At 60.3% G+C, this 21,702-nt stretch carries 23 protein-coding genes, 7 tRNA genes and 1 pseudogene; 18 read left to right on the top strand and 13 right to left on the bottom strand.

Annotated elements, in window-relative coordinates:
- Positions 1 to 375: 375 nt before the first annotated feature.
- Entirely contained in the window at positions 376 to 1,518 is a 1,143-nt protein-coding gene (locus LDN75_RS09055) for an IS110 family transposase (RefSeq protein WP_223936967.1), read from the bottom strand.
- A gap of 556 nt (positions 1,519 to 2,074) precedes the next feature.
- On the opposite strand from LDN75_RS09055, the gene LDN75_RS09050 reads away from it, so the two are divergent.
- Both LDN75_RS09050 and LDN75_RS09045 read left to right on the top strand, forming a co-directional pair.
- Positions 2,075 to 2,332: a DUF4162 domain-containing protein gene (locus LDN75_RS09050; protein WP_223936965.1), complete on the top strand. Its 258-nt coding sequence runs from the start codon at positions 2,075 to 2,077 to the stop codon at positions 2,330 to 2,332.
- Between the two features lie 382 nt (positions 2,333 to 2,714).
- A complete protein-coding gene (locus LDN75_RS09045; protein WP_263422354.1) occupies positions 2,715 to 3,398 on the top strand; it encodes a serine hydrolase in 684 nt (227 codons plus the stop codon).
- Positions 3,399 to 3,796: 398 nt separating this feature from the next.
- On the opposite strand, the gene LDN75_RS09040 is transcribed toward LDN75_RS09045, so the two are convergent.
- From LDN75_RS09040 to LDN75_RS09025, 4 genes are all read right to left on the bottom strand, one after another.
- Entirely contained in the window at positions 3,797 to 4,270 is a 474-nt protein-coding gene (locus LDN75_RS09040) for a hypothetical protein (RefSeq protein ID WP_223936961.1), read from the bottom strand.
- An 8-nt stretch (positions 4,271 to 4,278) separates the two neighbouring features.
- Entirely contained in the window at positions 4,279 to 4,767 is a 489-nt protein-coding gene (locus LDN75_RS09035; RefSeq protein WP_223936959.1) for a hypothetical protein, read from the bottom strand.
- Between the two features lie 88 nt (positions 4,768 to 4,855).
- Entirely contained in the window at positions 4,856 to 5,596 is a 741-nt protein-coding gene (locus LDN75_RS09030) for a peptidase M56 family protein (RefSeq protein ID WP_223936958.1), read from the bottom strand.
- Entirely contained in the window at positions 5,593 to 6,189 is a 597-nt protein-coding gene (locus tag LDN75_RS09025; protein ID WP_223936956.1) for a sigma-70 family RNA polymerase sigma factor, read from the bottom strand. The genes LDN75_RS09030 and LDN75_RS09025 overlap by 4 nt, the downstream gene beginning before the upstream one ends.
- 195 nt (positions 6,190 to 6,384) lie before the next feature.
- On the opposite strand from LDN75_RS09025, the gene LDN75_RS09020 reads away from it, so the two are divergent.
- Together LDN75_RS09020 and LDN75_RS09015 are read left to right on the top strand one after the other, a co-directional pair.
- A complete protein-coding gene (locus tag LDN75_RS09020) occupies positions 6,385 to 6,528 on the top strand; it encodes a hypothetical protein (RefSeq protein WP_223936954.1) in 144 nt (47 codons plus the stop codon).
- Entirely contained in the window at positions 6,525 to 6,740 is a 216-nt protein-coding gene (locus tag LDN75_RS09015; protein WP_223936946.1) for a hypothetical protein, read from the top strand. The genes LDN75_RS09020 and LDN75_RS09015 overlap by 4 nt, the downstream gene beginning before the upstream one ends.
- Before the next feature lie 14 nt (positions 6,741 to 6,754).
- Here the strand turns inward: LDN75_RS09015 and LDN75_RS09010 are convergent, their stop codons facing one another.
- The 6 genes and pseudogenes from LDN75_RS09010 to LDN75_RS08980 form a co-directional block, all read right to left on the bottom strand.
- A complete protein-coding gene (locus LDN75_RS09010; RefSeq protein ID WP_223936944.1) occupies positions 6,755 to 7,138 on the bottom strand; it encodes a DUF4259 domain-containing protein in 384 nt (127 codons plus the stop codon).
- Between the two features lie 360 nt (positions 7,139 to 7,498).
- Positions 7,499 to 8,644 (bottom strand): FG-GAP-like repeat-containing protein, encoded by a 1,146-nt coding sequence (locus LDN75_RS09005; RefSeq protein ID WP_223936942.1) that lies wholly within the window; start codon positions 8,642 to 8,644, stop codon positions 7,499 to 7,501.
- A gap of 889 nt (positions 8,645 to 9,533) precedes the next feature.
- The gene (locus tag LDN75_RS08995) at positions 9,534 to 9,731 is read right to left on the bottom strand and encodes a hypothetical protein (protein WP_223936940.1); all 198 of its coding nucleotides are present in this window, start codon (positions 9,729 to 9,731) and stop codon (positions 9,534 to 9,536) included.
- Between the two features lie 801 nt (positions 9,732 to 10,532).
- A pseudogene (locus LDN75_RS08990) lies at positions 10,533 to 10,760 on the bottom strand (helix-turn-helix domain-containing protein); the annotation flags it as partial.
- Between the two features lie 72 nt (positions 10,761 to 10,832).
- Positions 10,833 to 11,321 carry a hypothetical protein gene (locus LDN75_RS08985; RefSeq protein ID WP_223936938.1) on the bottom strand — a complete coding sequence of 163 codons (489 nt, stop codon included), beginning with the start codon at positions 11,319 to 11,321 and terminating at the stop codon, positions 10,833 to 10,835.
- 253 nt (positions 11,322 to 11,574) lie between these two features.
- Positions 11,575 to 11,649: transfer RNA gene (locus tag LDN75_RS08980), tRNA-Val, on the bottom strand.
- A gap of 272 nt (positions 11,650 to 11,921) precedes the next feature.
- Here LDN75_RS08980 and LDN75_RS08975 point away from each other — a divergent pair.
- The 9 genes from LDN75_RS08975 (at position 11,922) to LDN75_RS08935 (ending at position 15,870) form a co-directional block, all read left to right on the top strand.
- Positions 11,922 to 11,994: transfer RNA gene (locus LDN75_RS08975), tRNA-Gly, on the top strand.
- Between the two features lie 45 nt (positions 11,995 to 12,039).
- Positions 12,040 to 12,110, top strand: a tRNA-Cys gene (locus tag LDN75_RS08970).
- A gap of 38 nt (positions 12,111 to 12,148) precedes the next feature.
- Positions 12,149 to 12,223 (top strand) — tRNA-Val (locus LDN75_RS08965).
- A 57-nt stretch (positions 12,224 to 12,280) separates the two neighbouring features.
- Positions 12,281 to 12,353, top strand: a tRNA-Gly gene (locus tag LDN75_RS08960).
- A 24-nt stretch (positions 12,354 to 12,377) separates the two neighbouring features.
- Positions 12,378 to 12,452, top strand: a tRNA-Val gene (locus LDN75_RS08955).
- A gap of 57 nt (positions 12,453 to 12,509) precedes the next feature.
- Positions 12,510 to 12,585: transfer RNA gene (locus LDN75_RS08950), tRNA-Gly, on the top strand.
- A 176-nt stretch (positions 12,586 to 12,761) separates the two neighbouring features.
- Complete coding sequence (locus LDN75_RS08945; RefSeq protein WP_223936936.1) at positions 12,762 to 14,216, top strand: amino acid permease; 1,455 nt, start codon at positions 12,762 to 12,764, stop codon at positions 14,214 to 14,216.
- Positions 14,217 to 14,299: 83 nt separating this feature from the next.
- Complete coding sequence (locus tag LDN75_RS08940; protein WP_223936935.1) at positions 14,300 to 14,533, top strand: antitoxin; 234 nt, start codon at positions 14,300 to 14,302, stop codon at positions 14,531 to 14,533.
- Between the two features lie 116 nt (positions 14,534 to 14,649).
- Positions 14,650 to 15,870: a benzoate/H(+) symporter BenE family transporter gene (locus LDN75_RS08935; RefSeq protein WP_223936933.1), complete on the top strand. Its 1,221-nt coding sequence runs from the start codon at positions 14,650 to 14,652 to the stop codon at positions 15,868 to 15,870.
- Positions 15,871 to 15,883: 13 nt separating this feature from the next.
- Here LDN75_RS08935 and zapE read toward each other — a convergent pair whose 3' ends face one another.
- Positions 15,884 to 16,924 (bottom strand): cell division protein ZapE, encoded by a 1,041-nt coding sequence (gene zapE / locus LDN75_RS08930; protein WP_223936931.1) that lies wholly within the window; start codon positions 16,922 to 16,924, stop codon positions 15,884 to 15,886.
- A 211-nt stretch (positions 16,925 to 17,135) separates the two neighbouring features.
- Here zapE and LDN75_RS08925 point away from each other — a divergent pair, with 211 nt between their 5' ends.
- From LDN75_RS08925 to ybaK, 3 genes are read left to right on the top strand one after another with little or no spacing between them, the layout of a single operon-like run.
- Positions 17,136 to 18,062, top strand: coding sequence for a sulfurtransferase (locus LDN75_RS08925; RefSeq protein WP_223936929.1), 927 nt, complete (start codon positions 17,136 to 17,138; stop codon positions 18,060 to 18,062).
- A 37-nt stretch (positions 18,063 to 18,099) separates the two neighbouring features.
- On the top strand, positions 18,100 to 18,567 hold the full coding sequence (locus LDN75_RS08920) for a SufE family protein (protein WP_216923126.1): 468 nt from the start codon (positions 18,100 to 18,102) through the stop codon (positions 18,565 to 18,567).
- 38 nt (positions 18,568 to 18,605) lie between these two features.
- Positions 18,606 to 19,103, top strand: a complete 498-nt coding sequence (gene ybaK / locus LDN75_RS08915) for a Cys-tRNA(Pro) deacylase (RefSeq protein ID WP_223936927.1) — start codon at positions 18,606 to 18,608, stop codon at positions 19,101 to 19,103.
- Positions 19,104 to 19,176: 73 nt separating this feature from the next.
- On the opposite strand, the gene LDN75_RS08910 is transcribed toward ybaK, so the two are convergent.
- Positions 19,177 to 20,424 carry an alpha/beta fold hydrolase gene (locus LDN75_RS08910; protein ID WP_223936925.1) on the bottom strand — a complete coding sequence of 416 codons (1,248 nt, stop codon included), beginning with the start codon at positions 20,422 to 20,424 and terminating at the stop codon, positions 19,177 to 19,179.
- 135 nt (positions 20,425 to 20,559) lie between these two features.
- On the opposite strand from LDN75_RS08910, the gene LDN75_RS08905 reads away from it, so the two are divergent.
- Together LDN75_RS08905 and msrB are read left to right on the top strand one after the other, a co-directional pair.
- Positions 20,560 to 21,051, top strand: a complete 492-nt coding sequence (locus tag LDN75_RS08905; protein WP_223937532.1) for a hypothetical protein — start codon at positions 20,560 to 20,562, stop codon at positions 21,049 to 21,051.
- A gap of 14 nt (positions 21,052 to 21,065) precedes the next feature.
- On the top strand, positions 21,066 to 21,524 hold the full coding sequence (msrB, locus tag LDN75_RS08900; protein ID WP_223936923.1) for a peptide-methionine (R)-S-oxide reductase MsrB: 459 nt from the start codon (positions 21,066 to 21,068) through the stop codon (positions 21,522 to 21,524).
- Positions 21,525 to 21,702: the final 178 nt, after the last annotated feature.

Genomic DNA, 21,702 nt, shown 5'->3' with positions numbered 1-21,702 from the left:
AGCGGGCTTAATGAGCTTGCCCGGGACCATGTCGGCACCGTCCGAGATCGCAAAGATCACCTCAGCCGCGGCCGGAGCTGTTTGGTCCCTGGACGCCGAAGATGCAAACGACTGATATGTAGGTTCTGGTGTCAAGAGGGCGTGGATGAGCGGCTCCTGGGTTTGTTCGGGGGCCGCTCATCCTGTGCCGGTCGGTTGTGTTGGGAAGTGCGGGCGAGTCGTTATCGACGGGCAGTGTCAGACTGATATTCGCGGGTTGATTACCGCATGACGATGTTCGGCTGGAGCTCTGCCAGGTGTCTAAGGTCGAGCGTTGGCGGTTATGATCCGCCTGCTCATAGTCGTTTTCCCGGGTTGGCTCCGCGTGCTGCCACGTCACTTCCCATCACGGTTGAGGGGCACGTTTCGGTTTAGGCCACGGTCATGCGGTCTCCGTTGCTGGAGCGGTGCGGCCAGTGACCAGCACCAGCCCGCGAGTTCGCGGGCGATCGCGGTGTTGGCCTTGACGGACGGTTTGTGCCGTTCATCGAAATTTTCCCATTTGTGGTGGAGCCGGTGGTTTCCTTCCAGGGCATGGATCCGGGTTGCCAGGCTGTCGAGATCAAGTTGGCGCAGTAGCCGTTCGCAGGGCCGGGCATATGGGCGTCGGTGCTGCCAAGCTGCTTCGACCAGGAGCTTTCGTGCGTACGTGTTCCCGGCTTTCGTGATCGGACCCAAGTGCCGGGATTGGCCGGAGGAATTTTCGCTGGGGACGAGTCCGAGGTAAGAGCCGATCGATGATCCGGTGAAGCGGGTCCAGTCGCCGATTTCCACGGCCAGCCCGAACGCTGTCGTTGTCTGAATCCCGTGCAAACACATTAACGCGTTGATGACCTGGGTGTAGCGGCAAGCGTTGGCGGTGGCCGAGATGTGTTTGTCGATCCGGGACAAATGCCCGGCGAGCAGTTCGGCCTGCTCGATATGCGCTTCGTAGGTGAACTGCAGCGGCGGTTGGTCAAAGTGTTGGCGGTGCAGCCACAGGTAGTGTTCCTTCGTCCACCGGGCGTCCTTAGGGTAGCGGATGCCGTGGCGCAGAAGGATGGCGTTCACGTGCTGCCGGACGTGTGCGAGATCCTTGGCAGTGCCCGAGCGGAGCCGGGACAGATCCCGGAGTGCTTCCTCGTCCAGGTCAGGGACCCGGACCTCGGTCACTGAGCCGACCGCGAGTATCTCGGCGGGCACCCGGGCGTCCCGCCGGTCGGTTTTGACTCTTTCACCGGGAGCTCGCAACAGTTTCGAGGAAGCTGCCACTACGCAGTCGATGCCCTGCGCACGTAGGAACCGGGCCAGGACGAACCCGGTTGGGCCTGATTCGTAGACGACCTTGACCGGCGGCTCGAACCGACGGACCCAGTCCAGGACCACGGGTGGTTCAGCGACCATCGTGTGGGTGCTGATTTCACCGGTACTCGGATTCATCGCGTGGCCAACGATATTAACCGCGTGAACATCGAGCCCGATGAAAGTATGCTCAAACATAGCCGGGACCTCCCAAGCTTCACATGTGGCACTACCATTGCACCCCCGATGCGCCATCCGGCCCAGGGCACCGTTAATGGCAACCCACGGAACCTGTGACACAGAAGGCCCCGGCCCGTCCCGGGCAAAGGACATCACCGCCGGGGATTCAGGCCCGGAAGCGCCGCCGTCCACTCAGTGGCAACCGAACAGATAAAGCCGGCGCTGCCGGACCGCCCCCGGCGATAATGCCCGCAGACCGCCACGGGCCGGCATCAACAACGCGGGCCCCCACTTCATATCGTCTAAGCCGAGACCGTGGTGATTCAATCCCCAGAGAACGGGGAGCGATTCCGCGCTGCAGTCCTACCGGGCCTGCGGGCATTTGATCGGGGGCCGTCGGTCGTATTACCAGCAATTACTCGCTCACGGGGGAACCGGAAATGGTCTCGTCCCCGCTGCAGCAACGCACGTCATTATCGCGGGACGACAAGATAATGCACATGGCGATCTAAAACAGCTGACTCACGTTGGTCCCGCCCGCAGTTGTCGGCATCAGTAGGCACGTTCGTTGGAGATGAGAACCAGTACACAATCGACGGCGGCATGCAGTCAGTTCGGCGGTCGCGTTGTCCGGCCCAAGCCTGTCGGAAGCATCCCATCGTCCCCGAACTACCAGGTCACCGTTCGGGACAGGAACTGCTCCGAACTTTCCATTTCCGACTCCACGGATGAAGCAGCGGTTTCGAAGGAATTGGTCGACTCCGGTGTCGCCGTGCGCAGTTTCGCCACGACAAAAATATCCCTCGAGGACATCCATCAGGGTCTGCCGTGAGCAGAACGATGCTGCTGACAGCGACTATGCGATGGTTGGTGAATAACCCACATGGCACAGCACAACCTCGGCATCGTCTTTCATTTCGAATTCACGCGCACTGTCCGCACGAAACGATTCTGGCCAACGACCCTGGCCGTAAGTCATGAGTGCATTGGCTACTCGGTGGCGGAGGCGTTCTTATTGGCTCGGGGCAACTGCATTCTCCGCGGCTTTGGTTGTCGCCGTGGGCGGACCCTCCTGGCCCGGCTCCTTCAACCGCTTCGGCCCAGGCAGCCACAGAGTTCCTGGAAAGCAGAGTCCAGCATTTCATGGATGGGGCGCGACATCCGTTGTTGTGCAGTTGAGGTGGCCGGACGGAGAATCGTCCAAGGCCTATAGAGTGCGAAACCTGGATACCAAAGATCCGGCCCAGCCCCAGGACAGGGTATCAGTTGCCAGTATTACGAAGTCGATGATCGCCGGTGCCGTCCCGAAACTCGTTGACCAAGGACTTATCGGGATCGAGGACCCGGTGAACAACGTTCTTGAGAGCTTCCAATCCACACTCCGCCCGCCTGGTCCGATCACCGTGCGCCAGTTGCTGAACCACACCTCCGGCATGCCGGATGTCGCAGACTCGGAGTTTGCTCAGGTTCCACCGAAGCAGGTTGCAAACACTCGATTCACTATCCAACGAGGACTCGAATTAACCGCCACGCTCTCTTGGGAGGCCAAGAACGTTGGCCGCCATTCTTACTCGAGCTCCAACTACCTGGCTCTGGGCCAGCTGATCGAAAAGCTGAGGGACCGGCCCGTTGCTGATCTTCTGAAGGAAGATATCTTCGGTCCTCTGAGACTTGGTCACACTTCGCTGAGCGAACCAGACCGCGCCGCCGCGGACAACATCCATGCCTACATCGTCGTCCTCGGTGAACGGATCGATGTCACCCAGCCGGAAGTTTTGTGGGCTCGCCCGAAGGCGGCGTCATCTCCACGGCGCAGGACGTCAACACCTTCTACCGGGACCTTCTCCGCGGCCGACTCCTCTCCCCAGCATCGCTTGAGGTACCGGCACCCCACGTAGCTTGCCTCGGGCGCGTCGCTTGCATACGACGCGGCCAACCAACCGACGCAGTACTCAGTGGGCGGGACAACGACGGCCATCACCCATGACGCCCAGGGCAACCGCCTCACCGGTCCAGCACCAACGATCGGCACGTCAACCTACCTGGAACCAGGCGAACAGGCTCAAGTCCGCGAACGGGACATCGTTCACCTACGACGCCACCGGGCTTCGCGCCAGCCGGATGCCTGGAGCCGGGCCATCCCAGAGCTACGTCTGGGACACGAGCCGCGCTGTGCCGGTGATGCTCACTGACGGCGCCTTGAGCTACCTCGACGACGCAGCAGCCTCTCGAGTGCTCAAACGAATGGCGGGTGTGGAAGGAAATCCGCACCCGCCAGCCCCCAACTACATTCAGCTCAACGGGATTCGGTCAGCGCCTGGTTGGCCTTTTGCGTGTCCGAACCCGACACGGTGAACTCTCCGATCACCGTCTTACCGTCAGCTTCGTAAACGGGTATCGACCGGTCAGCTCGTCCTTCGGTTTCCGTCCACTTCACAGCGTCTTCGGGAGTCTTGAACTCTCGTGAAGCTGCCGTGCCATTGGCGACGTCCAGCTCCGCTTTCGAAACGTAGCCTCGCTTGCCGTCGGTCGTGAGACCTGCAATGAGATCCGGCTCAGTTTCGGGTGATACGGAATCTATGGCGAACCCGTAGGTGTTGCCGTTAGCGTTCCTCGGATACTCCGGTGCGGCCTTTGTCTCGGAAGCCAGGTTGGAGGGAGCTAATCCGCCTGCAGCGGTAGCCACAGATGCGCCAGCTCCCAATCCCAGAACTGCGCACAAACTGACGGCAACCACGTAGCCACGCTTGGACATTTTCTGAATCTTCATGATTCCCCCTACCAGTTTCCTTGAATAACCGACTTGAATGTGTAGAAGTCGTTGTATCCACTGCCAGTCCATCCTCGGGCAATACCCCAGCTGTACCAGTTATAGGATTGGTACTGACTGCACGAATTGGCATTGGCTACTGTCCCTGGAGAGGGATTGTACATATTTAAGCCTTCGCAGCTCAGGTAGTTATCTTGTGTAAACAAACGACCCCTGGCTCCAGCCCACCCAGTGTACGTGCCCCCACCGGAGAATGAACTCATGGTGCCGGCCACCGCATACGACTGGGACTGTGTATAGATAATGGGATACGAGTCGTACCAGTGGCCTGCCACGTAGTAGTTGTTGATTTGGCCGTACACCGCCCCGTACGCCAAGGCCGATTGGGCGCCAAACATGACGGCAAAAGCGACAATAAAGGTTGTAACCATTCCTATCACACGCTTACGGAATCGCGCAGAAGAGTGATTACCACGGGTAATTTCAGAACTTTCCATTGCCCCCGCCTAATTGATATTGAAAGGACTTAAGTATCCTATAATGAAGGCTCGGGAATGGCTATCAAATAATGCAGAAACTTTTTTATTACCCTGGCGCCATAAACACTCCTACTTGTGTGGTGCCATCGCTAAGGTAAACCGGAATTTCCCGCTGAGGATTAGCAAGGTTCTTGGCTGCTGCCTCTGGGCTTGGCGGATCAGTTCCCTTCATCTGGTCCGAGTAGGCGTAGCCCCTTGCCCCGTTAGTGGCTATTACTGCCAGCAAGTCCGGGTCTCCACGCCCTGGCACCTCAACGCCATAGGTCTCACCTTTTGCGTTGACTTCCCAATCGGTGGCAACCTGTGAAATGTACTTGCCGCTGATCTGCCACCTGTTTCCTGAATCGGTCATGATGGTCACCCCTTGTGTAGAAGGATCCAAGGGCACGACATACTTTGACCAGGCGCCATGTGTTCCCAGATCGGCCGAAGAGCAGGTGACGATGGCGCCATCAGGGAAAATGAACTTACCGACGGTGAGGCAGGTTAGTTCCACCTCAATACCCGTTGCCCCATCCGGAGCCGGTCCAAGGTCAGCTGTTGCTGTGCCGCTGTAAACGGCAGTCGATGGGGAAGACAGGACAGTCGTTGTGGGCACCCCGGGCAGGGTAAAGAGTCCCGCAGCCGTTGCGCCTACACCGCCCAGCATTCCTGCGCCAACCAGGGCGCCCGCGAACAACAGCCACCGTCGCTTTTGTGCCCGGGGTTTTGAGGTCGTCCGAACCTGGGCAAGAAGTACTTCACGGAGCGCCCGGTCGAACAGCGGATCAATGCGAACGTCGTTCATGACGGATCTCCTTTCAATGCCGGCGAGTGAAGGTGGTGAAGTGACCGTGGCAGGGCAGCCTTCAGCTTCTGGCGAGCACGGTGCATGCGGACTTTGGCTGCCCCCGGTGAAATCCCAACTGCCTCAGCTGCAGCCGGCAAGGGCAACTCTTCGAATACGACAAGGCTGATCAGCCTCAGGTCCAGTGGCTTCAGAACAGCCAGGGCCTGCGCGACCTCGTCATTCATTGACTGATCGTGGTTGGAAAGAGCGGGGTCCAGTTCCGCTTCGGCCTCACCGAGTCGGGGAATTGCGTCCAAAAGCCTTCGATGGCGGACCCTTGCACGCTGAAGATTCCTCGCAGTGTTTGTCGTCGTCACCAACAGCCACGGAAGGATCGAGCCGCCAACTAGCCTTACGCGTTCCCTGCGGCGCCATAACTCAAGGAAAGCCGTTGCCGTGGCGTCTTCGGCGTCGTGCCGTCCGCCAGCCAGGCGATAAGCATGACGAAAAACGCGACCACGGTGCCGGTCGTACAAAAGACCAAACGCCTCGGCGTCACCCTTCAAGGTATCCGCCCACAGGACGTCATCCCCCAGCTGAACGTTCTCCATGCCCTGTATTGTCCGGGACTCCACTGATAGTTACACATTGAAAGAAGTTTTTCCTGGTGCCCGCACGAATGCTCCGCTCTGCGGAAGAATCGGGTTCATCACCAAACGGGATTTCCGGCAGCCAGTTACACCCCCGTACTTTGCTAACCAAGCATCCCCTGGCGTGTAAAGCTCGAAGCAGTCAACGCCCGTATCGTGACCTTTGAGCAGGAGTTCTACGCTCACACTGTTGTGCCGAACGGCCTGACCGACTACGAACACACCAGTGACTCGGTGAGCCAGGCCATCGCCTCCCCCAGCGCAAACAACCTCAAGAGCCTCGGCCAACTCGCCATATGAGCCCTGGCAAGAAGGGCAGTGTCCCTGAAGCCCAGGCGCAGCGCATATTCGACGGCCTGGCCGCACGTGCCGAGGCACAGCTGACGATGGAACAGGCTGTTTCTGATGCCCTGAAAGCCGGCGGCAGCGTGCGCGAAGTAGCTGCGCTCTCAGGGCTGTCCGGGACGACGGGGCAGAAGTATGGCCACGCCCGCGGCTGGCCGCCGACCTGACATAGTTCAGCCAGTTAGCGCAACAGACCCTGGATACGCTGCAAATTGGCCAGCCAAGCGACGTAATCCTCATCGTCTTCGCCTAGCTCGGCCCATACGTCGTGCCCATCGACTTCCGGATCGTCGATGATGACCTGGATCGCATCTGCAGCGGCCAGTTTCAGGGCAGCCGACGGAGCCCGCTGACCAGTGGCCCATTGGATGACATCACGATCGATTTCAGTGTGTTCGTGTCCGCTGAGCACTGCCAATACAGCACTGGCAGCGACGACACTTTCGGTCGAACCGGACCTCAGGGTCTCCTCGATGAACGGCCACACCTCAGGTGCTTCTTGCAGGTCACCAAACCAATCAAGAGCATCGTCGTTTCCGAAACTACCTGTAGACCAAGCACCCATTACAAACTCCCTCATCAGTTGTGTTCGTCATTCAGCTTTGTTGCCGGTGGCGCCGGACAGGCGTATCACCCGTTGATTCTCACGGCAAAGACGATTCGCTTCGGCCTCGCATCCGCACCGATGGCCAACGAAAATCAATCTTGACTGGCCTCTTTCCCATCTTTGGCTCTGGCACACCCCGCTCCCGTCGCCGTGCCCGGGCGTCACAGTCCTGACGCGCCCAAAAGACGAGAAGCGCAGCGAAGAGACCAAAACTACCTGGCAGGAACAGCCGGGCCCATTGACCGTCTGATGCAGAGAACACCACTGACATGACCAGCGACAAGAGAACCAAAGCGACAATTACTCCGGCGAATATTGTCATGGACACCATGGCTCCACTACCGGTACATACTTCCCGCCGAGCGTGATTTCATCCCGACGGTAGCTGTGGAGATCACCGTCCGCAGTCCAGGCAAGGACTCGTTCCTCCCCCGTGGCAACAGCGCGGTCATACCAGCGCTTGACGCCCTCTTCGGTCTCGCGGCCGGAGTCGACATCTGCCGACTCGATCCAGCCTGGCCCTGCCAAGTCGATCTCCTTCCAACCAGCCCTGCCCGACCTGGACACGTGCCATCCAACTGTTTCCGTTGGCGCGAGGATACAGCCCAGGATTCCCGCGCTGTCGCGTGCGAGGAGGTCGGCCCGGCCGTCACCGTTGAAGTCGCCCGGCGCGACGATGGTATTCATGGCGTTCCAGCCCTGGCCTGCCTGAACCCGCGGCTTCCAGCCGCCGGACCCGTCTCCAGGGTATATCCACAGCAGGCCTGCCGCGTCGCGGGCCAGCACGTCGGGTTCTGTGTCTGCCGTGAAGTCTCCGCAGCCAAGAATCGTTGTCATGACGTTCCAGCCTTGCCCGACTTGAAGGCGGCCAAACCAGCCGCCGATCCCGTTGCCCGGATATAGCCACAGCACACCGGCCGGGTCCCGAGCAAGGACATCGGGGAAGCCGTCGCCGTCGAAGTCACCCGGGCCGACAAGGGCAGTCATCGACTGCCAGCCTTGCCCGACCTGAACCCTTGGAAGCCAGCCCCCGGACCCGTTCCCCGCGTACAGCCACAACGCCCCGTCTCCGTCTCGTGCCAGCACGTCCGCTCGTCCGCCGGTGTTGAAGTCGCCGGCTGCCACGATGGAGGTCATGGAGTTCCAGCCCTGGCCCACACGTTCAGGGGCAAGCCAGCCTCCGGTGCCGCTGGTCGGGTACAACCAGAGGGCGCCATGTGTGTCCCTTGCCAACACATCTGCACGACCGTCCGCCGTGAAATCCCGGTTGGATGGATCCCGGATGACCGACACTGATCCGCTCCGGGAAGGCACATAGACCGCGTGGGTTGCTGGATCTACCACGGGCGTGCCCGGTTGCGGGACGTCGAGCGTCTTCGTTGTGGCGCTGCCGTGGATGACTGACACGGTGTCGAGGCCGATGTGAGTGACGTACAGAGCGTGCGTGGACGAATCGACAGCCACGAAGCGCGGAAACTCCATGTACGTGTCGAAACTCGATGGTCCTTACGACTCGGTCCCCGTTGATCACTGAGTTGGTTCCGGCGAAGACCCCCGGAACATAGACGTCGTGGGTCACTGAATCTACCGCGACCGACAATGGACCGCCGCTCTTGGTGGGGATGGTCTGTGTGACCACTCCATTGTTGATGACCGAGACCTTGCTGTTGGAATAGTTGGCCGCATACACGGTGTGAGTGGAAGTGTCCACAGCAACCGACCACACGTACCCGCCAGTAACGGGAATCGAGCCGGTCACTTTGTCGCCCTCAATGACGGTCAACCCGGTTGTTCCGTGGGCAACATAGACCTTGCCGGTGCCAGGGTCCAGAGCAACTCCCATCGGCTGGTGGGCCACAGGGATAGTGGCTGTTACCGTGGTGCCGTTGATGATCGAAACCGAGTCGCTGGCCGAATTGACCACGTACACAGAGTGAGTCCGCGGATCCAGCGCCGTTGCGGCTGGGTGCTGTCCGAGGACAACTTTCGTCGTCAACACGCCGTCTCTCAGAACAGAGACGGTGTTGCCGCCCAGATCTGCAGCGTAAAGAGTTCGTGTGGCGGGGTCATATGCAAGGGAGGTGAGATCACCGGAGACCGGATAATTGGTGCTGACTTCAGGAGCTGCCGCTGCAGGGTTTCCACCCGGAACTACGGCAGCGCAGAAGAAGGCCAGAACCAAGACAATGCGATACGAGCCAGATAACTGCGCATGCGCCTCACCCTACCGTTACGCATCAATCCCAACGGGACGATTCGGACGATGGATGTGAAACGTGCCGCTTTCCCCCATGGATCGTTGCGCCGGGTACAAGACCTTCAAGGATAAGGAACTGCGCCCGAAGAAGGACCTTTAGTCCTCTGGCCAGACAATCTTCTCCCCCATGGCGCCAAGGAAACCCGCGAACTCTTTCATGCTCAGGTCGCTATGCTTGGCTGCACTGGCGATACTGTCCCGCCGGGACCACAGGAACTGCGTGCCGTCTTCCCGCTGGACTGAATGAATGCTCATGTCCATCTGTGCGAGCACCTCGACCAGCCCGGGGGGCATCCGTTGACCTTCCACGACTTATGACATCGTGGACTGCGTCCCGTTCACGTTCGTATTCCGCATAGGTCAACGATGTCGAGACCACCCCATGAGTGCGGCCGCGGGGGCTGAGCCCGGACAACATCCGGGCCATTGGTGTCGGCTCCACACCCATCAACCGGTTCAGGCAAAAGCGCTGGTCCGCGGCGGCCTCTGCTCGTTCTTCCAATGTATAAGGGCTGCGGCTACGGGCGGCGTAGATCCGGGTGGTGTCCAAGGCGCGCAGCTCATCAATTGGGAAGATCGAGTTGTACATGCTCCGTCCGTAGATCAGCCGGTCGAAGGGTTTACGGGCACCCCAATGCTGCTTGATCCGCTTCCTAATGTCCCACGACTGACCGATATAGAAGTGCTTGTACTCGTCGAAGACCATGATGCATGCGCCCTCCTTGCCGTCCAGAGCCGGCAGTGACTCCACCGGTTTGAAGCTGCGGCCCTTGGAAAGGAGTGCTGGAGTGCTGTCTCGAACTCGTCAGCATCCAGCGAGCTGAAATAGTCCCTGGACAGGTCAAAGTTTCGCAACCCCACATCGCGCTGCCACAAAAGGTACAGGTCCGAGTGCTGGGTATGTTCATCATCCCGGTAGCACAAGGCCGTGTCTTCCCACGGCTGCTCCCCTAGCACTTCGCGTTTCGGCCGCTGCTTCTGGGCACGGCTCGGGTACGCATACATGTCCCGCGTCATCTTGTGCCCGAACTTCGAGGCGCGAAGCCTCTCGCCGAAATGCTCAATGGGTCCGCGACCAGCCAGCTCAGTCCGGGGGTCACCGGCGGCGATCCGTTCAGCAGTGAGCCCGTATGCCTCAGCGATGTAGTCCTCGACATCGCTTGCAGCAATGCACCAAACATTCCGTCCGCCGATCTGAATGCCCCTCAGATCACCTGCCTTCAACAGCGCCCGTATCTGAACTGCGGAGACGTTGAGTTCCTCAGCGACTTGTTCAACGGTCAGGAAACGGTGCTTCTTGATTTCATCAGGGCATCCGTCCATCGTAGAGCGACGAGGGCGCGCAAATCTGTATCCGGCTGCTGGGGTGCTCTGTCTGTTTGCTACTTGATGGAGCTAGTACGGGGAAACAACAGAACGGTCCAGCGTTGGCTTCACGAGCAAGAGCCTGACTGTCTGAACGCAGATACCCAAATTCAGGAACAACATAAACAGACTCGGAATCCTGCCGCTGGTCGTCGCGAAGTCAAGGATGTTGATAACAGTGAACGTCAGCGCTAGGCACGACAAGACAAGCGCAGCAATGAGCGGCAGTTTGGATGTGCTACGCCTGGCAGCGACATTCCAAATGCCAACCGCAGCAAGCGCCATGAAGTAGAAGATGTTGAGGGTCACGAAGACTGCTTGTTCAGACCTATCGCTGTCGTTGAGGTTGGCTAGCCCAGCCCCATACAACGAATACAGCCAAATCATTGCCGCCGCGCTGATCACGGCGACAGCAATGAGGCCGATGCCAACGGAAGTACGGGCTTTGCGGTTTTTCTTCGGGTCCTCGTCAGTTGTCGCTGTGGGTAGGTCGCCAGGGCGCGGAATCTGAAGGCTCATACGGGAACTCCTCGGCGTGCAGGAAGCACCCTTTGCCCCCCGTCGGAAACAATGTAGCAGTGAGCGCAGTCACATTCGGAGCTTCTCGCCCACTCCGGGTTCATGATCTGTTTCGTGGAACCCGCTGGAGCATTCCTAGCTCTTGGACCGATGTAACCCACGCGATGACAAACTCATCCCCGGCGCGATAGCGATCGATGCGACGCCCTGGGCGTAAAACGAAGAAACCCCCGGGAAGTCCGGGGGTTTCTTTTGGTGGGCGATACTGGGTTCGAACCAGTGACCTCTTCGGTGTGAACGAAGCGCGCTACCACTGCGCCAATCGCCCGGGTGAAACCTGCATCAGCTCGCTGGTGCATACAGAAGACTAGCCCACCGTGGCTGGAATGCAAAACGCATCCAGGCCACATTGCCCAGACCGAATCACAAGGCTGGAATTACAGCCGTGAAACTCCCCGCCAACCGTGTAAATTCAAGGATCCAAGCCCCTTAAGAAGCCAAAGCAACCAACCGATTTGGAGTTTCAAGCAACCTCCTATAGAGTTTTTACTCGTCGGAAAGCGACGGAATGCCTACTGGGCAGGCCGGCGTTACGGCACTGCGGACGTAGCTCAGCTGGTAGAGCACCACCTTGCCAAGGTGGATGTCGCGAGTTCGAATCTCGTCGTCCGCTCGCAAGGCACTGTCAAGGCACGAATTCCTCGGAATCTGCTTACACGGTGGGTTGGCCGAGAGGCGAGGCAGCGGCCTGCAAAGCCGTATACACGGGTTCGAATCCCGTACCCACCTCGGTGAAAACCATGTCTTCCAGTCACGGCTGGATGCATGGGCGATTGGCGCAGCGGTAGCGCGCTTCCCTGACACGGAAGAGGTCACTGGTTCGATCCCAGTATCGCCCACCAGAACAAGGCAACTTGTTTGTTGTTGATGGCCAGGCACCTGCATGGCAAGCAACATGTGCGGACGTAGCTCAGCTGGTAGAGCACCACCTTGCCAAGGTGGATGTCGCGAGTTCGAATCTCGTCGTCCGCTCTCCTTTCATAAGGACCCGGAAACGGGCGATTGGCGCAGCGGTAGCGCGCTTCCCTGACACGGAAGAGGTCACTGGTTCGATCCCAGTATCGCCCACCAGAACAAGGCAACTTGTTTGTTGTTGATGGCCAGGCATCTGCATGGCAAACAACATGTGCGGACGTAGCTCAGCTGGTAGAGCACCACCTTGCCAAGGTGGATGTCGCGAGTTCGAATCTCGTCGTCCGCTCCAACAAAAAAGGCAGCTCCTCGGAGCTGCTTTTTTTATGCCCAATGAGAGCCATACTCCATTCGTTATTTGAGGTAACTGATACACCTAAGAAAAAGTCGCTTTATCTAATGTGATTCGTCTCGCACAATGTAATGCGAGCTCATCACCGTTCCACGCCAACTGGCAGGAGTACCCCCATGAATCAACAGACGGCTTCCCAATCCGTCATGAGGCGCAAGCCCATCGACGATATTGAGGAAGAAAGCAAGCACAGCGGACTCTTCAAGAGTCTTGGCCTTTGGCAACTGACGGCCATCGGCGTCGGCGGCATTATCGGCGTCGGCATTTTCTCGCTGGCCGGCCTTGTGGCCCATGGCGACGCAAACAACCCAGGCGTCGGACCTGCGGTACTCGTCTCCTTCCTTATTGCCGGGCTTGCTTCCGGCGCCGCAGCACTGTCCTATGCCGAATTTGCCGGCATGATCCCCAGGGCCGGCTCCGCCTACACCTATGGCTATGTGGCTTTGGGCGAGATCATCGGCTGGTTCATTGGCTGGGATCTCCTGCTTGAATACATCGCCATTGTTGCCGTTGTGGCGATCGGCATCTCCGGGTACTTCGACGCCTTCTTGTCCGGGATCGGGATCCACATGCCCACTTGGATGACGTCCACGGCCGATGAAGGCAAAGGCGGCATCATCAACCTCCCGGCGATCCTCGTCTGCCTCTTGGTGACGTGGATCCTCAGCAGGGGAACCAAGGCATTCGGCCGCTTCGAGTTGGTGGCTGTCGCCATCAAGGTAGTGCTGATCCTGTTCATCATCGGGTTGGGCATTTTCTACGTCAACACTGAGAACTTCAATCCGTTCATGCCCAGTGGTTTCGGCCCGGTCTTTGCCGGTGCGGCCACCGTGTTCTTCGCCGTCTTCGGTTACGACGCCATGAGTACAGCCGCGGAAGAAGCCAAGGACGGCAAGAAGCACATGCCCAAGGCGATCGTCCTGTCGTTGATCATCGCCATGCTGCTGTACGTCGCAGCTACGCTTGTCCTCACGGGCATGCAGAACTACAAGGACATCGATCCCAAGGCCGGCTTCGCCTCGGCCTTTACCGGGGTTGGTTTGCCTATCATCGCCACCATCATTTCGGTGTTCGCTGTCCTGTCCATCCTGACCGTTATGCTGACGTTCCTCCTGGGCGTCACCCGGGTGTGGTTCTCCATGAGCCGCGACGGCCTGCTGCCAGGCTGGTTTGCCCGCACCGACCGTCACGGCACGCCGCAGCGTGTGACGTGGATCGCGGGCATCGCCTCAGCGTTCCTTGCGGGCGTATTCCCCATCAAGGAAGTGGCCGACCTCACCAACATCGGCATCCTGGCAGCATTCGTTGTGGTTTGCATCTCCGTCATCGTCTTCCGCTACAAGAGGCCTGAGGCCCCCCGCACATTCCGTTTGCCGTGGATGCCAGTAGTTCCCGCCTTCGGCGTGCTGGCGTCCGGGTTCCTGATGTCCCAACTGCATTGGGAAACCTGGCTCCGTTTTGGCGTCTGGCTCGTTGTTGGCCTGGTGATCTACTTCTCCTACGGCCGTAAGCACTCCCTCATGAATCCGGACAGCCCGCGCCACCTGGAGCTCAGTAAGCCCTTGGCGTAGCGCGCCTGGAATCCTTGGCACACCCTGAATCTGGTGTTAGGGTCGGACGCGGAGGAGCGAACTGGCTCCGCGAAGGAAGGGAGGTGCCCGTGGGTTTAATTGACGACCTGAAGGGTAAGGCTCAGGGTCTCATTCAGGGCAACGAAGAAGCCATTCAGAATGGCATCGAAAAGGCCGGAGACTTCGTTGACCAGAAGACAGGCGGCAAGTTCGCAGGTCAGGTTGACGCGGTTCAGAATGCCGCTTCCGACTTCGTGGCTACAACAGACGGAGACGCCGCACAGGCTCCCGTCGCGGATGAGCCGAAGCAGCTGTAGCTGCCTGAGCCCGCCGTACCAGATACGTCAAGGGGGCACCGGTCCCGCCGAGAGGCGCCACCGGTGCCCTTGGCGTTTAACCGGTCCCCAGCTTCTTGTCCGGTATTTTGGTCTTCATGCCTTCCGCCTCTTCCGCAGTCCAGCGCCCCTCCAGCCAGGACACGTTGGGGCCGCCCATTACTGCGGGCATCGTCACCGCACTCGTCGGTTTCACGTCCTCCTTCGCTGTGGTCCTTGCCGGACTGAAAGCCGTTGGCGCCAACCAGGCGCAAGCCTCCAGCGGCCTCCTGGCCCTCACGCTGACGTTTGGACTGGGCATCTTATGGCTGGCGTGGAAGTCGAAAATGCCCGTCACGCTCGCTTGGTCCACCCCCGGTGCGGCGCTCCTCGCCTCGGCAGGAATGGTCGACGGCGGCTGGCCGGCAGCGGTGGGTGCGTTCGTCGTCGTCGGGGTGCTGATCGTCCTGACTGGGTTACTGCCCACCCTTGGCAGGCTCATGACGAAGATACCGACAGCGCTGGCGCAGGCCATGCTTGCGGGCGTGCTGCTCCCCCTTTGCCTGGCGCCTTTCCAATCGCTGGGAGAAGCGCCCCTGCTGGTTGGCCCGGTGGCCCTTAGTTGGTTGGTGATGATGAAGTTCGCGCCCCGATGGGCGGTACCTGCTTCACTATTGGTCGCCCTCGCCGTCATCGGCATCCATATCGTGACGAACGGCGTTCAGATTCCCGGCGATGACATGTTGCCACGGCTCGAATGGACCACGCCGAAATTTACTGCGGAGGCAGCAGTGGGACTTGCCCTGCCACTGTTCATTGTCACGATGGCATCGCAGAACATTCCCGGCGTCGCCGTGCTCAAATCCTTCGGCTACACAACGCCATGGCGGGCATCCATGCTGGTCACTGGAGCTGGAACCATCGCGGGCGCTGTTTTCGGAGGCCATGCCATCAACCTGGCAGCGTTGAGTGCCGCCTTGGCCGCGGGCGAGGAAGCGGGGAAAGATCACGGCAGGCGTTGGATCGCCGCGTTCGTGGCCGGACTGGGCTACCTGATACTGGCCGCGTTCTCCGCGGCCCTGGTGACGGTGGTGGCTGCCGCACCGGCGGGTTTGCTGGAAGCGGTCGCAGGGCTTGCATTGCTCGGTACCCTGGCCTCAGCTGTCTCCTCCGCATTATCAGTTGCCGAGGAGCGCATACCCGCTTGCATCACTTTCCTGCTTGCCGCCTCAGGGATCAGCTTCGCCGGAGTGGGTGCCGCCTTCTGGGCCTTGGCAGGAGGCATCCTGGTCCGCTGGTTGCTGACGGACCGGGAACCGCTGACGCCTTCACCCAAGTAGCGCGGGAACCCATTCAGGCAGGTTCGTGGTTCTGTCCCTCGCGGGCGAGAGCCGTAAGCCTGGACACGGCACGGAAGTATTTCTTCATGTACCCACCGGTCATCATCTCTTCAGTGAAGAGTTTGTCGAACGGGACGCCGCTGGCAAGAATCGGAACATCTTTGTCGTAGAGGCGGTCGGCGAGGACCACGAAGCGCAGTGCTACTGCCTGCTCGGTAATCGTCTCGACGTCGCGCCACACCACGGCTTCGATGCCTGAGATCAGCTGCCGATAGCGGCTGGGGTGAACGCCGGCGAGGTGGTGCACGAGAGTGCTGAAGTCATCCACGGCAACTGTTTGTCCGTCGAACTCGGCGTGCATGCGGTGCTTGAGCTCTTCAGTCTTCAACGGTGAAGGAGCTGCGGGCAGGCCACGATGGCGGAAGTCCTCGCCGTCAATCCTGACGACGTCGAACTGGTCGGCAAGGACCTGGATCTCCCGTTGGAAATCCACCGCGGCGAAGCGGCCTTCGCCCAGGGAACCCGGCAGGGTATTGGAAGTAGCTGCCAGCTTCACGCCGGCGTCGGCCAGTTCGCGCATGAGGCGGGACATCAGCACGGTGTCGCCGGGATCGTCGAGTTCGAATTCGTCGATGCAGACCAGCTTGTAGTTGCTGAGGGCTTCCACGGTCTTGCGGAACGAGAGCGCGCCCACGAGGTTGGTGTACTCAACGAATGTGCCAAAGGCCTTGGGACCAGGAGACCTGTGCCAAAGGGAGGCCAGGAGGTGGGTCTTTCCGACGCCGAAGCCTCCGTCAAGGTAAATGCCCGCCCGGGTGGCGGGGGCCTTCTTGGCGAACAACTTTTTGAACAGGCCGCCACCGTCATCGGCGCCAACGCCATCCGCGAAAGCCGACAGCAGCTTGACCGCGTTGGCCTGGCTGGGCTGGGCCGGGTCCGGACGGTAGCTGTCGAACGATACCTCTCCGAATCGCGGAGACGGGTAGAAACCCTTGAGGAGTTCCTCCACGGAGACTGCCGGCGTGCGGGCAGCCAGTTGTTCGATCTGTACCACGGTGGTCCGTTCTTCCAGTATTTAGGTCCCCAGCAAGAATACCGGCATCAGGCGTCCCTAAAACGGCGACGTGACCAAGGCCATGTTTCACCATGTGACCAGCGGGGAAGCATTCGTCGCGGCCCGTGGTTAGTGTTGGAGCACGCCGGGCCGGCAACTGATGCAGCTTCCAGGGCCTGGCTCCGCCCGTTGTCAGTGAAAGGCCATCATCATGTCCTACCCCGTTGAACAGAACGAAAAGTTCGCGTCCTATGCGAACCCTGAACGACTTGTATCCACGCAGTGGCTTGCCGAAGCACTTGCCGAAGGCGCCACCGCCGACGGCAAGCTGGTGGTTGTGGAGTCCGATGAGGACGTCCTCCTGTACGAAACCGGCCACATTCCGGGTGCCGTAAAGATCGACTGGCACACGGACCTGAACGATGAAGTGACCCGCGACTACGTCGACGGTGCCGCATTCGCCGCCTTGGCAGCATCCAAGGGCATCTCCCGCGACACCACCGTGGTGATCTACGGCGACAAGTCCAACTGGTGGGCTGCCTACGCCCTCTGGGTCTTCACGCTGTTCGGCCACGAAGATGTCCGCCTGCTGGACGGTGGCCGCGATAAGTGGAGCGCCGAGGGCCGCGAATTGACCACGGACGTACCGACGCCGGCTCCGGGCACCTACCCGGAGGTTGAGCGCAACGACGCTCCCATCCGGGCCTTCAAGGAGGACGTCCTCGCGCACCTGGGCAACCCCCTCATCGATGTCCGTTCACCCGAGGAATACACGGGCCAGCGCACCCACATGCCCGCCTACCCTGAAGAAGGCGCACTGCGTGGCGGCCACATCCCCACCGCCGCCTCGATTCCCTGGGCCCGCGCTGCGGCCGAGGACGGCACCTACCGTTCCCGTGAGGAACTGGAAGCCCTCTACCTGGGCGAAGCCGGCCTGAAGGCGGGCGACGACGTCGTGGCCTACTGCCGCATTGGCGAGCGGTCGAGCCACACGTGGTTCGCGCTGAAGTACCTGCTGGGCTTTGAGACTGTCCGCAACTACGACGGTTCCTGGACCGAGTGGGGCAACGCGGTCCGCGTACCCATCGTCAAGGGCGCCGAGCGCGGTTCCGTGCCGGCAGCCTTGGTCCGTAACTAGCGATGCATTCAGCGCCGTTGTGCGTAAGCTGGAAGTGATGAGTACCAACACCTTGCCCGCCGCACTGGCGGAAATCGTCGATGACTTCCAGGCACTGACGGAGCCTGACCGCCTGCAACTGCTGCTCGAGTTTTCCCGTGGGCTGCCGGAACTTCCGGAGCGCCTCAAGGACCACCCGGAGCTGCTGGAGCAGGTTGTGGAGTGCCAGTCACCTTTGTTCCTCACGATCGAATCCGAGAAAAACAAGGACAACGCCGAAGGCCCCCGCGCCTACCGGTTGTTTTTCAAGGCTCCTCCGGAGGCTCCCACCACGCGTGGATTCGCCGGCGTGCTGCACGAAGGACTCGATGGGTTGACGGCCCAGGAAATTCTGGACGTTCCGGATGACATGCCGGAGTTGCTGGGATTGACCAGGGCCATCACTCCCCTGCGTATGCGCGGCATGACCGCCATGCTCGGCCGTATCAAGCGGAAAGTGGCGGCTGCCAGCCGTTTGGAACACTGACGCTTTCCGCAAGGCAAGGCTGAAAGGCATCCGACGGCATGGCCAAGAAGATGGCATCACAGGGAACGCCGGCAACTGCAGCACTCGCTGCGGCCGGCGTTCCCTTCGTGCTGCACCCGTATACCCATGATCCGTCAGCGGCCAGTTATGGCGTGGAGGCAGCTGAAGCCCTGGGTGTCGATCCCGCCCGGGTTTTCAAGACACTGATGGTGGAAGTGGAAGGCAAGCTCGCCGTGGGCATCGTCCCCGTTTCCGGAAACCTTGACCTCAAATCCGTGGCGGCAGCCCTTGGCTCCAAGAAGGCAGCCATGGCCGACCCCAAGGCCGCGGAGCGCCGTACCGGCTATGTCCTGGGCGGAATTTCACCGTTGGGACAGCGCCAGCCCTCCCCTACTGTCCTGGACGAATCGGCGTTGTCCTTCGATACGATCCTGGTGTCCGGTGGTCGCCGCGGTCTCGACATCGAACTTGCTCCGCGCGATCTGCTCCGGCTGACAAAGGCCGTGACCGCGCCAATCGGCGCGACCAAGGGCTAACGCCAGCCGGCCCAACACCTTCTTTAAGCTTGCCCAATACCTCCTGGCTGGCCGGTTTTATTGGTATCCAGCGTTATTGCTGTCCGGGGTTATTGCGGGGAGCCAACTGACGCTGCAGCCAGGAGTGGACCAGCCGTTCCCATTTCTCCGGATCGACGTTCCACTCCTTGGTGTGCCTCGCACCGTGGAACGGTTCGAACGTCACCATCTCCGGATTCTTCTCTGCGAGGCTCGCGGAAGGCTCAAAGGGGACATAGTCGTCGTCAACGCTGTGGATCAGCAGGGTTGGCGTGCGCAGTTCGACGGCGCGCGCTTCCCAGTCCATCGCTTTGAAATCCACGGGTGCTGAGAGTCCGGTAAGCCTGCGGCCCAGCGGATGTCCCAACATCAACTGTCCGTATCGGCCTACGTTGTAGGGAATCCTGTTCATCTCCGCGTGGTGGGCCATCACGTTGACCCAATTGATCACTGGCGCGTCCAACACCAAAGCACGGATCAGGTGCCTGTGCTTGGACAGATCGGCCGTCTGCAGGCTGATCGCCCCACCCATGGACCAGCCGAACAACACCACTTCCCCCGCGCCATGTGCCAATGCGTATTCGATGGCAGCTTCTACGTCCCGCCATTCCGTGGAACCCAGGCCGTAGCGCCCATCGAGCGCCGAGGGTGCGAGTCCATCATTGCGATACGAAATCAGCAGGCTGTCCAATCCCAGGTCCCGCGCCGTCCGGACGGCCCTCAGGCCTTCAAGCCTCGTCGCGCCGCGGCCGTGCACCATGATTGCCCAGATGGGCGCGCGCGAAGCCGCGTCGGCGCGGACCAGCCACGCCGGCGCCTTCCCGCCGTCGACCTCAATCTCCACATCCTCAGCGGCCAGGCCAATGGTGGCCGGGTCCGGGTAGGTGGCGCCGCTCCACCATCCGCGGCGGGCTTCAGACAGGTTGCCGCTGTAGACCTCTTCGACTTCGCGCAGCACCGTTTGTTCAGCCGGAGAATAGGACACGATCCTGCCAATCCTGGCATGGCCCTTGCCACCTTCGAAGAAGAGGCTGAACACGCCGTCGATGGTCGTGTCAGGTGTGGCTGCAAGGATGACCTGCAGTCCCTTGTCGCCACGGATCACGGCGAGAACCTCTTGGTCCTCATGACGGGCGGCCGGCGTAATGACGCGACGGGCAAAATACACCGCGAGCGCGGAGGAACCGGCACCCACCAGGCCGGCAAGTGTCCCTCCGGTGAGGATCCCTGCAATGGCCCATTTGGCGCGCAAGGACATTTTCTTCTCTGCAGCGTCGCTCGCTGACCGGATATTCAATGCCATGGCTCCATTGTCGCCGTTCAAGCGCGGTGGGCCATGCATGTGGAGGCCGCGCGGCGGATTGGCTGAAGGAAGTGGCCGGGAGAATTGAGCACCGAAAATCTGCGTCGTCCGGTTCGGCGGGACTACGCTGTAGCCATGAGCGATCCCATCGTCATCCTGACAGAAGAGCCCCTTGGTCCCGACGACCGCGTCAACATCGCCAAATTGGTCGACGGCGGCGACGCACCCCTGGTTGTCCTTGTCCCCGCCAATACCGAGCGACATCTCCTGGTTGATTTCCTGGAGAACCTTTCCATGCTCGATATCGCCAAAGCGTTCCGGGAACTTGGTGCGCAGTCCCCCAACCTTGAGGCTGAGAGGGCTGAGGCGTCGGAAACCCTGGCCACTTCTTTGGCGGCACTGGATGGTTTGGGTGGCGGCGTCACTGGCGAGATCATCGACGGCGGTGCCGTGGCCGGCTTGGTAGCGAAGGTCCGGGCCCTGGACGCCGCCCAAGCGGTAGTGGTGACCCGCCCGCATGCAATCGCTGATACTTTCCACACGGATTGGGCCAATAAGGCACAGGATCAGTTGGGGCTTCCCGTTCTTCACTTGTATGCGGGTTCGGGATTTATCGGCGACTCGTGAGCGTTGCATAAGACATGAACACTCCTGAGAACATCAGCAAGACCACGGGCGTGCCCATGGAGAAGTCCGATGCCCAGTGGCGTGAAGAGTTGACTCCGGATGAGTACCGCGTGCTGCGCCAGGCTGGTACTGAGCGGCCCTACACCGGCGAGTACTGGGACACCCATACGGAAGGCGTTTATCAGTGTCGCGCTTGTGGGAGCCAGTTGTTCACCAGCCGCGAAAAGTTCGATTCCCATTGCGGTTGGCCGTCCTTCTGGGCTCCGTTGGCTGAGGGCACTGTGCGTTATCTCCATGACCGCACGATGGGGATGGATCGGGTGGAAGTCCGGTGTGCGAACTGCGACTCGCATTTGGGTCACGTGTTTGAAGGCGAGGGCTACGGGACTCCCACGGACCAGCGGTTCTGCATTAACTCGATCTCGCTGCGGCTCGTTGAATCCGACGAGGCAGTGGAATCCGAAACGAAGTAGCGGCTTTCCGGGGCGGCCCGGTTTATCCGTCCGCCCCGGAACGCACTCCTGCTGGATCTCGGACAGTGCGAAACAACCCTTTGCCACAGACTTGCTTATGCTCAACCCATTTTTGGATTAGCTAAACTTTTCGGTTGCTACGCTCACATCAGAAGCATGAACGACTTCTGAAAGGACG

It is taken from the genome of Arthrobacter sp. StoSoilB5 (genome assembly GCF_019977235.1).
Lineage (GTDB): Bacteria > Actinomycetota > Actinomycetes > Actinomycetales > Micrococcaceae > Arthrobacter.
Note: the sequence above shows the minus strand (reverse complement) of the source record. Positions and strands in the feature narration are given on the sequence as shown.

Bases quoted from the DNA above. Each gene is read 5' to 3' on its own strand.
- LDN75_RS09055 (WP_223936967.1), bottom strand. From the start codon at position 1,518: ATGTTTGAGCATACTTTCATCGGGCTCGATGTTCACGCGGTTAATATC.
- LDN75_RS09035 (WP_223936959.1), bottom strand. From the start codon at position 4,767: ATGGAAAGTTCTGAAATTACCCGTGGTAATCACTCTTCTGCGCGATTC.
- ybaK (WP_223936927.1), top strand. From the start codon at position 18,606: ATGGCCAAGAAGATGGCATCACAGGGAACGCCGGCAACTGCAGCACTC.
- LDN75_RS08935 (WP_223936933.1), top strand. From the start codon at position 14,650: ATGCCTTCCGCCTCTTCCGCAGTCCAGCGCCCCTCCAGCCAGGACACG.
- msrB (WP_223936923.1), top strand. From the start codon at position 21,066: ATGAACACTCCTGAGAACATCAGCAAGACCACGGGCGTGCCCATGGAG.
- LDN75_RS08910 (WP_223936925.1), bottom strand. From the start codon at position 20,424: ATGGCATTGAATATCCGGTCAGCGAGCGACGCTGCAGAGAAGAAAATG.
- LDN75_RS08920 (WP_216923126.1), top strand. From the start codon at position 18,100: ATGAGTACCAACACCTTGCCCGCCGCACTGGCGGAAATCGTCGATGAC.
- LDN75_RS08945 (WP_223936936.1), top strand. From the start codon at position 12,762: ATGAATCAACAGACGGCTTCCCAATCCGTCATGAGGCGCAAGCCCATC.
- LDN75_RS08905 (WP_223937532.1), top strand. From the start codon at position 20,560: ATGAGCGATCCCATCGTCATCCTGACAGAAGAGCCCCTTGGTCCCGAC.
- LDN75_RS09050 (WP_223936965.1), top strand. From the start codon at position 2,075: ATGAGAACCAGTACACAATCGACGGCGGCATGCAGTCAGTTCGGCGGT.
- LDN75_RS09040 (WP_223936961.1), bottom strand. From the start codon at position 4,270: ATGAAGATTCAGAAAATGTCCAAGCGTGGCTACGTGGTTGCCGTCAGT.
- LDN75_RS08925 (WP_223936929.1), top strand. From the start codon at position 17,136: ATGTCCTACCCCGTTGAACAGAACGAAAAGTTCGCGTCCTATGCGAAC.
- LDN75_RS09030 (WP_223936958.1), bottom strand. From the start codon at position 5,596: ATGAACGACGTTCGCATTGATCCGCTGTTCGACCGGGCGCTCCGTGAA.
- LDN75_RS09025 (WP_223936956.1), bottom strand. From the start codon at position 6,189: ATGGAGAACGTTCAGCTGGGGGATGACGTCCTGTGGGCGGATACCTTG.
- LDN75_RS09010 (WP_223936944.1), bottom strand. From the start codon at position 7,138: ATGGGTGCTTGGTCTACAGGTAGTTTCGGAAACGACGATGCTCTTGAT.
- LDN75_RS08985 (WP_223936938.1), bottom strand. From the start codon at position 11,321: ATGAGCCTTCAGATTCCGCGCCCTGGCGACCTACCCACAGCGACAACT.
- LDN75_RS09015 (WP_223936946.1), top strand. From the start codon at position 6,525: ATGAGCCCTGGCAAGAAGGGCAGTGTCCCTGAAGCCCAGGCGCAGCGC.
- LDN75_RS08995 (WP_223936940.1), bottom strand. From the start codon at position 9,731: ATGCCCCCCGGGCTGGTCGAGGTGCTCGCACAGATGGACATGAGCATT.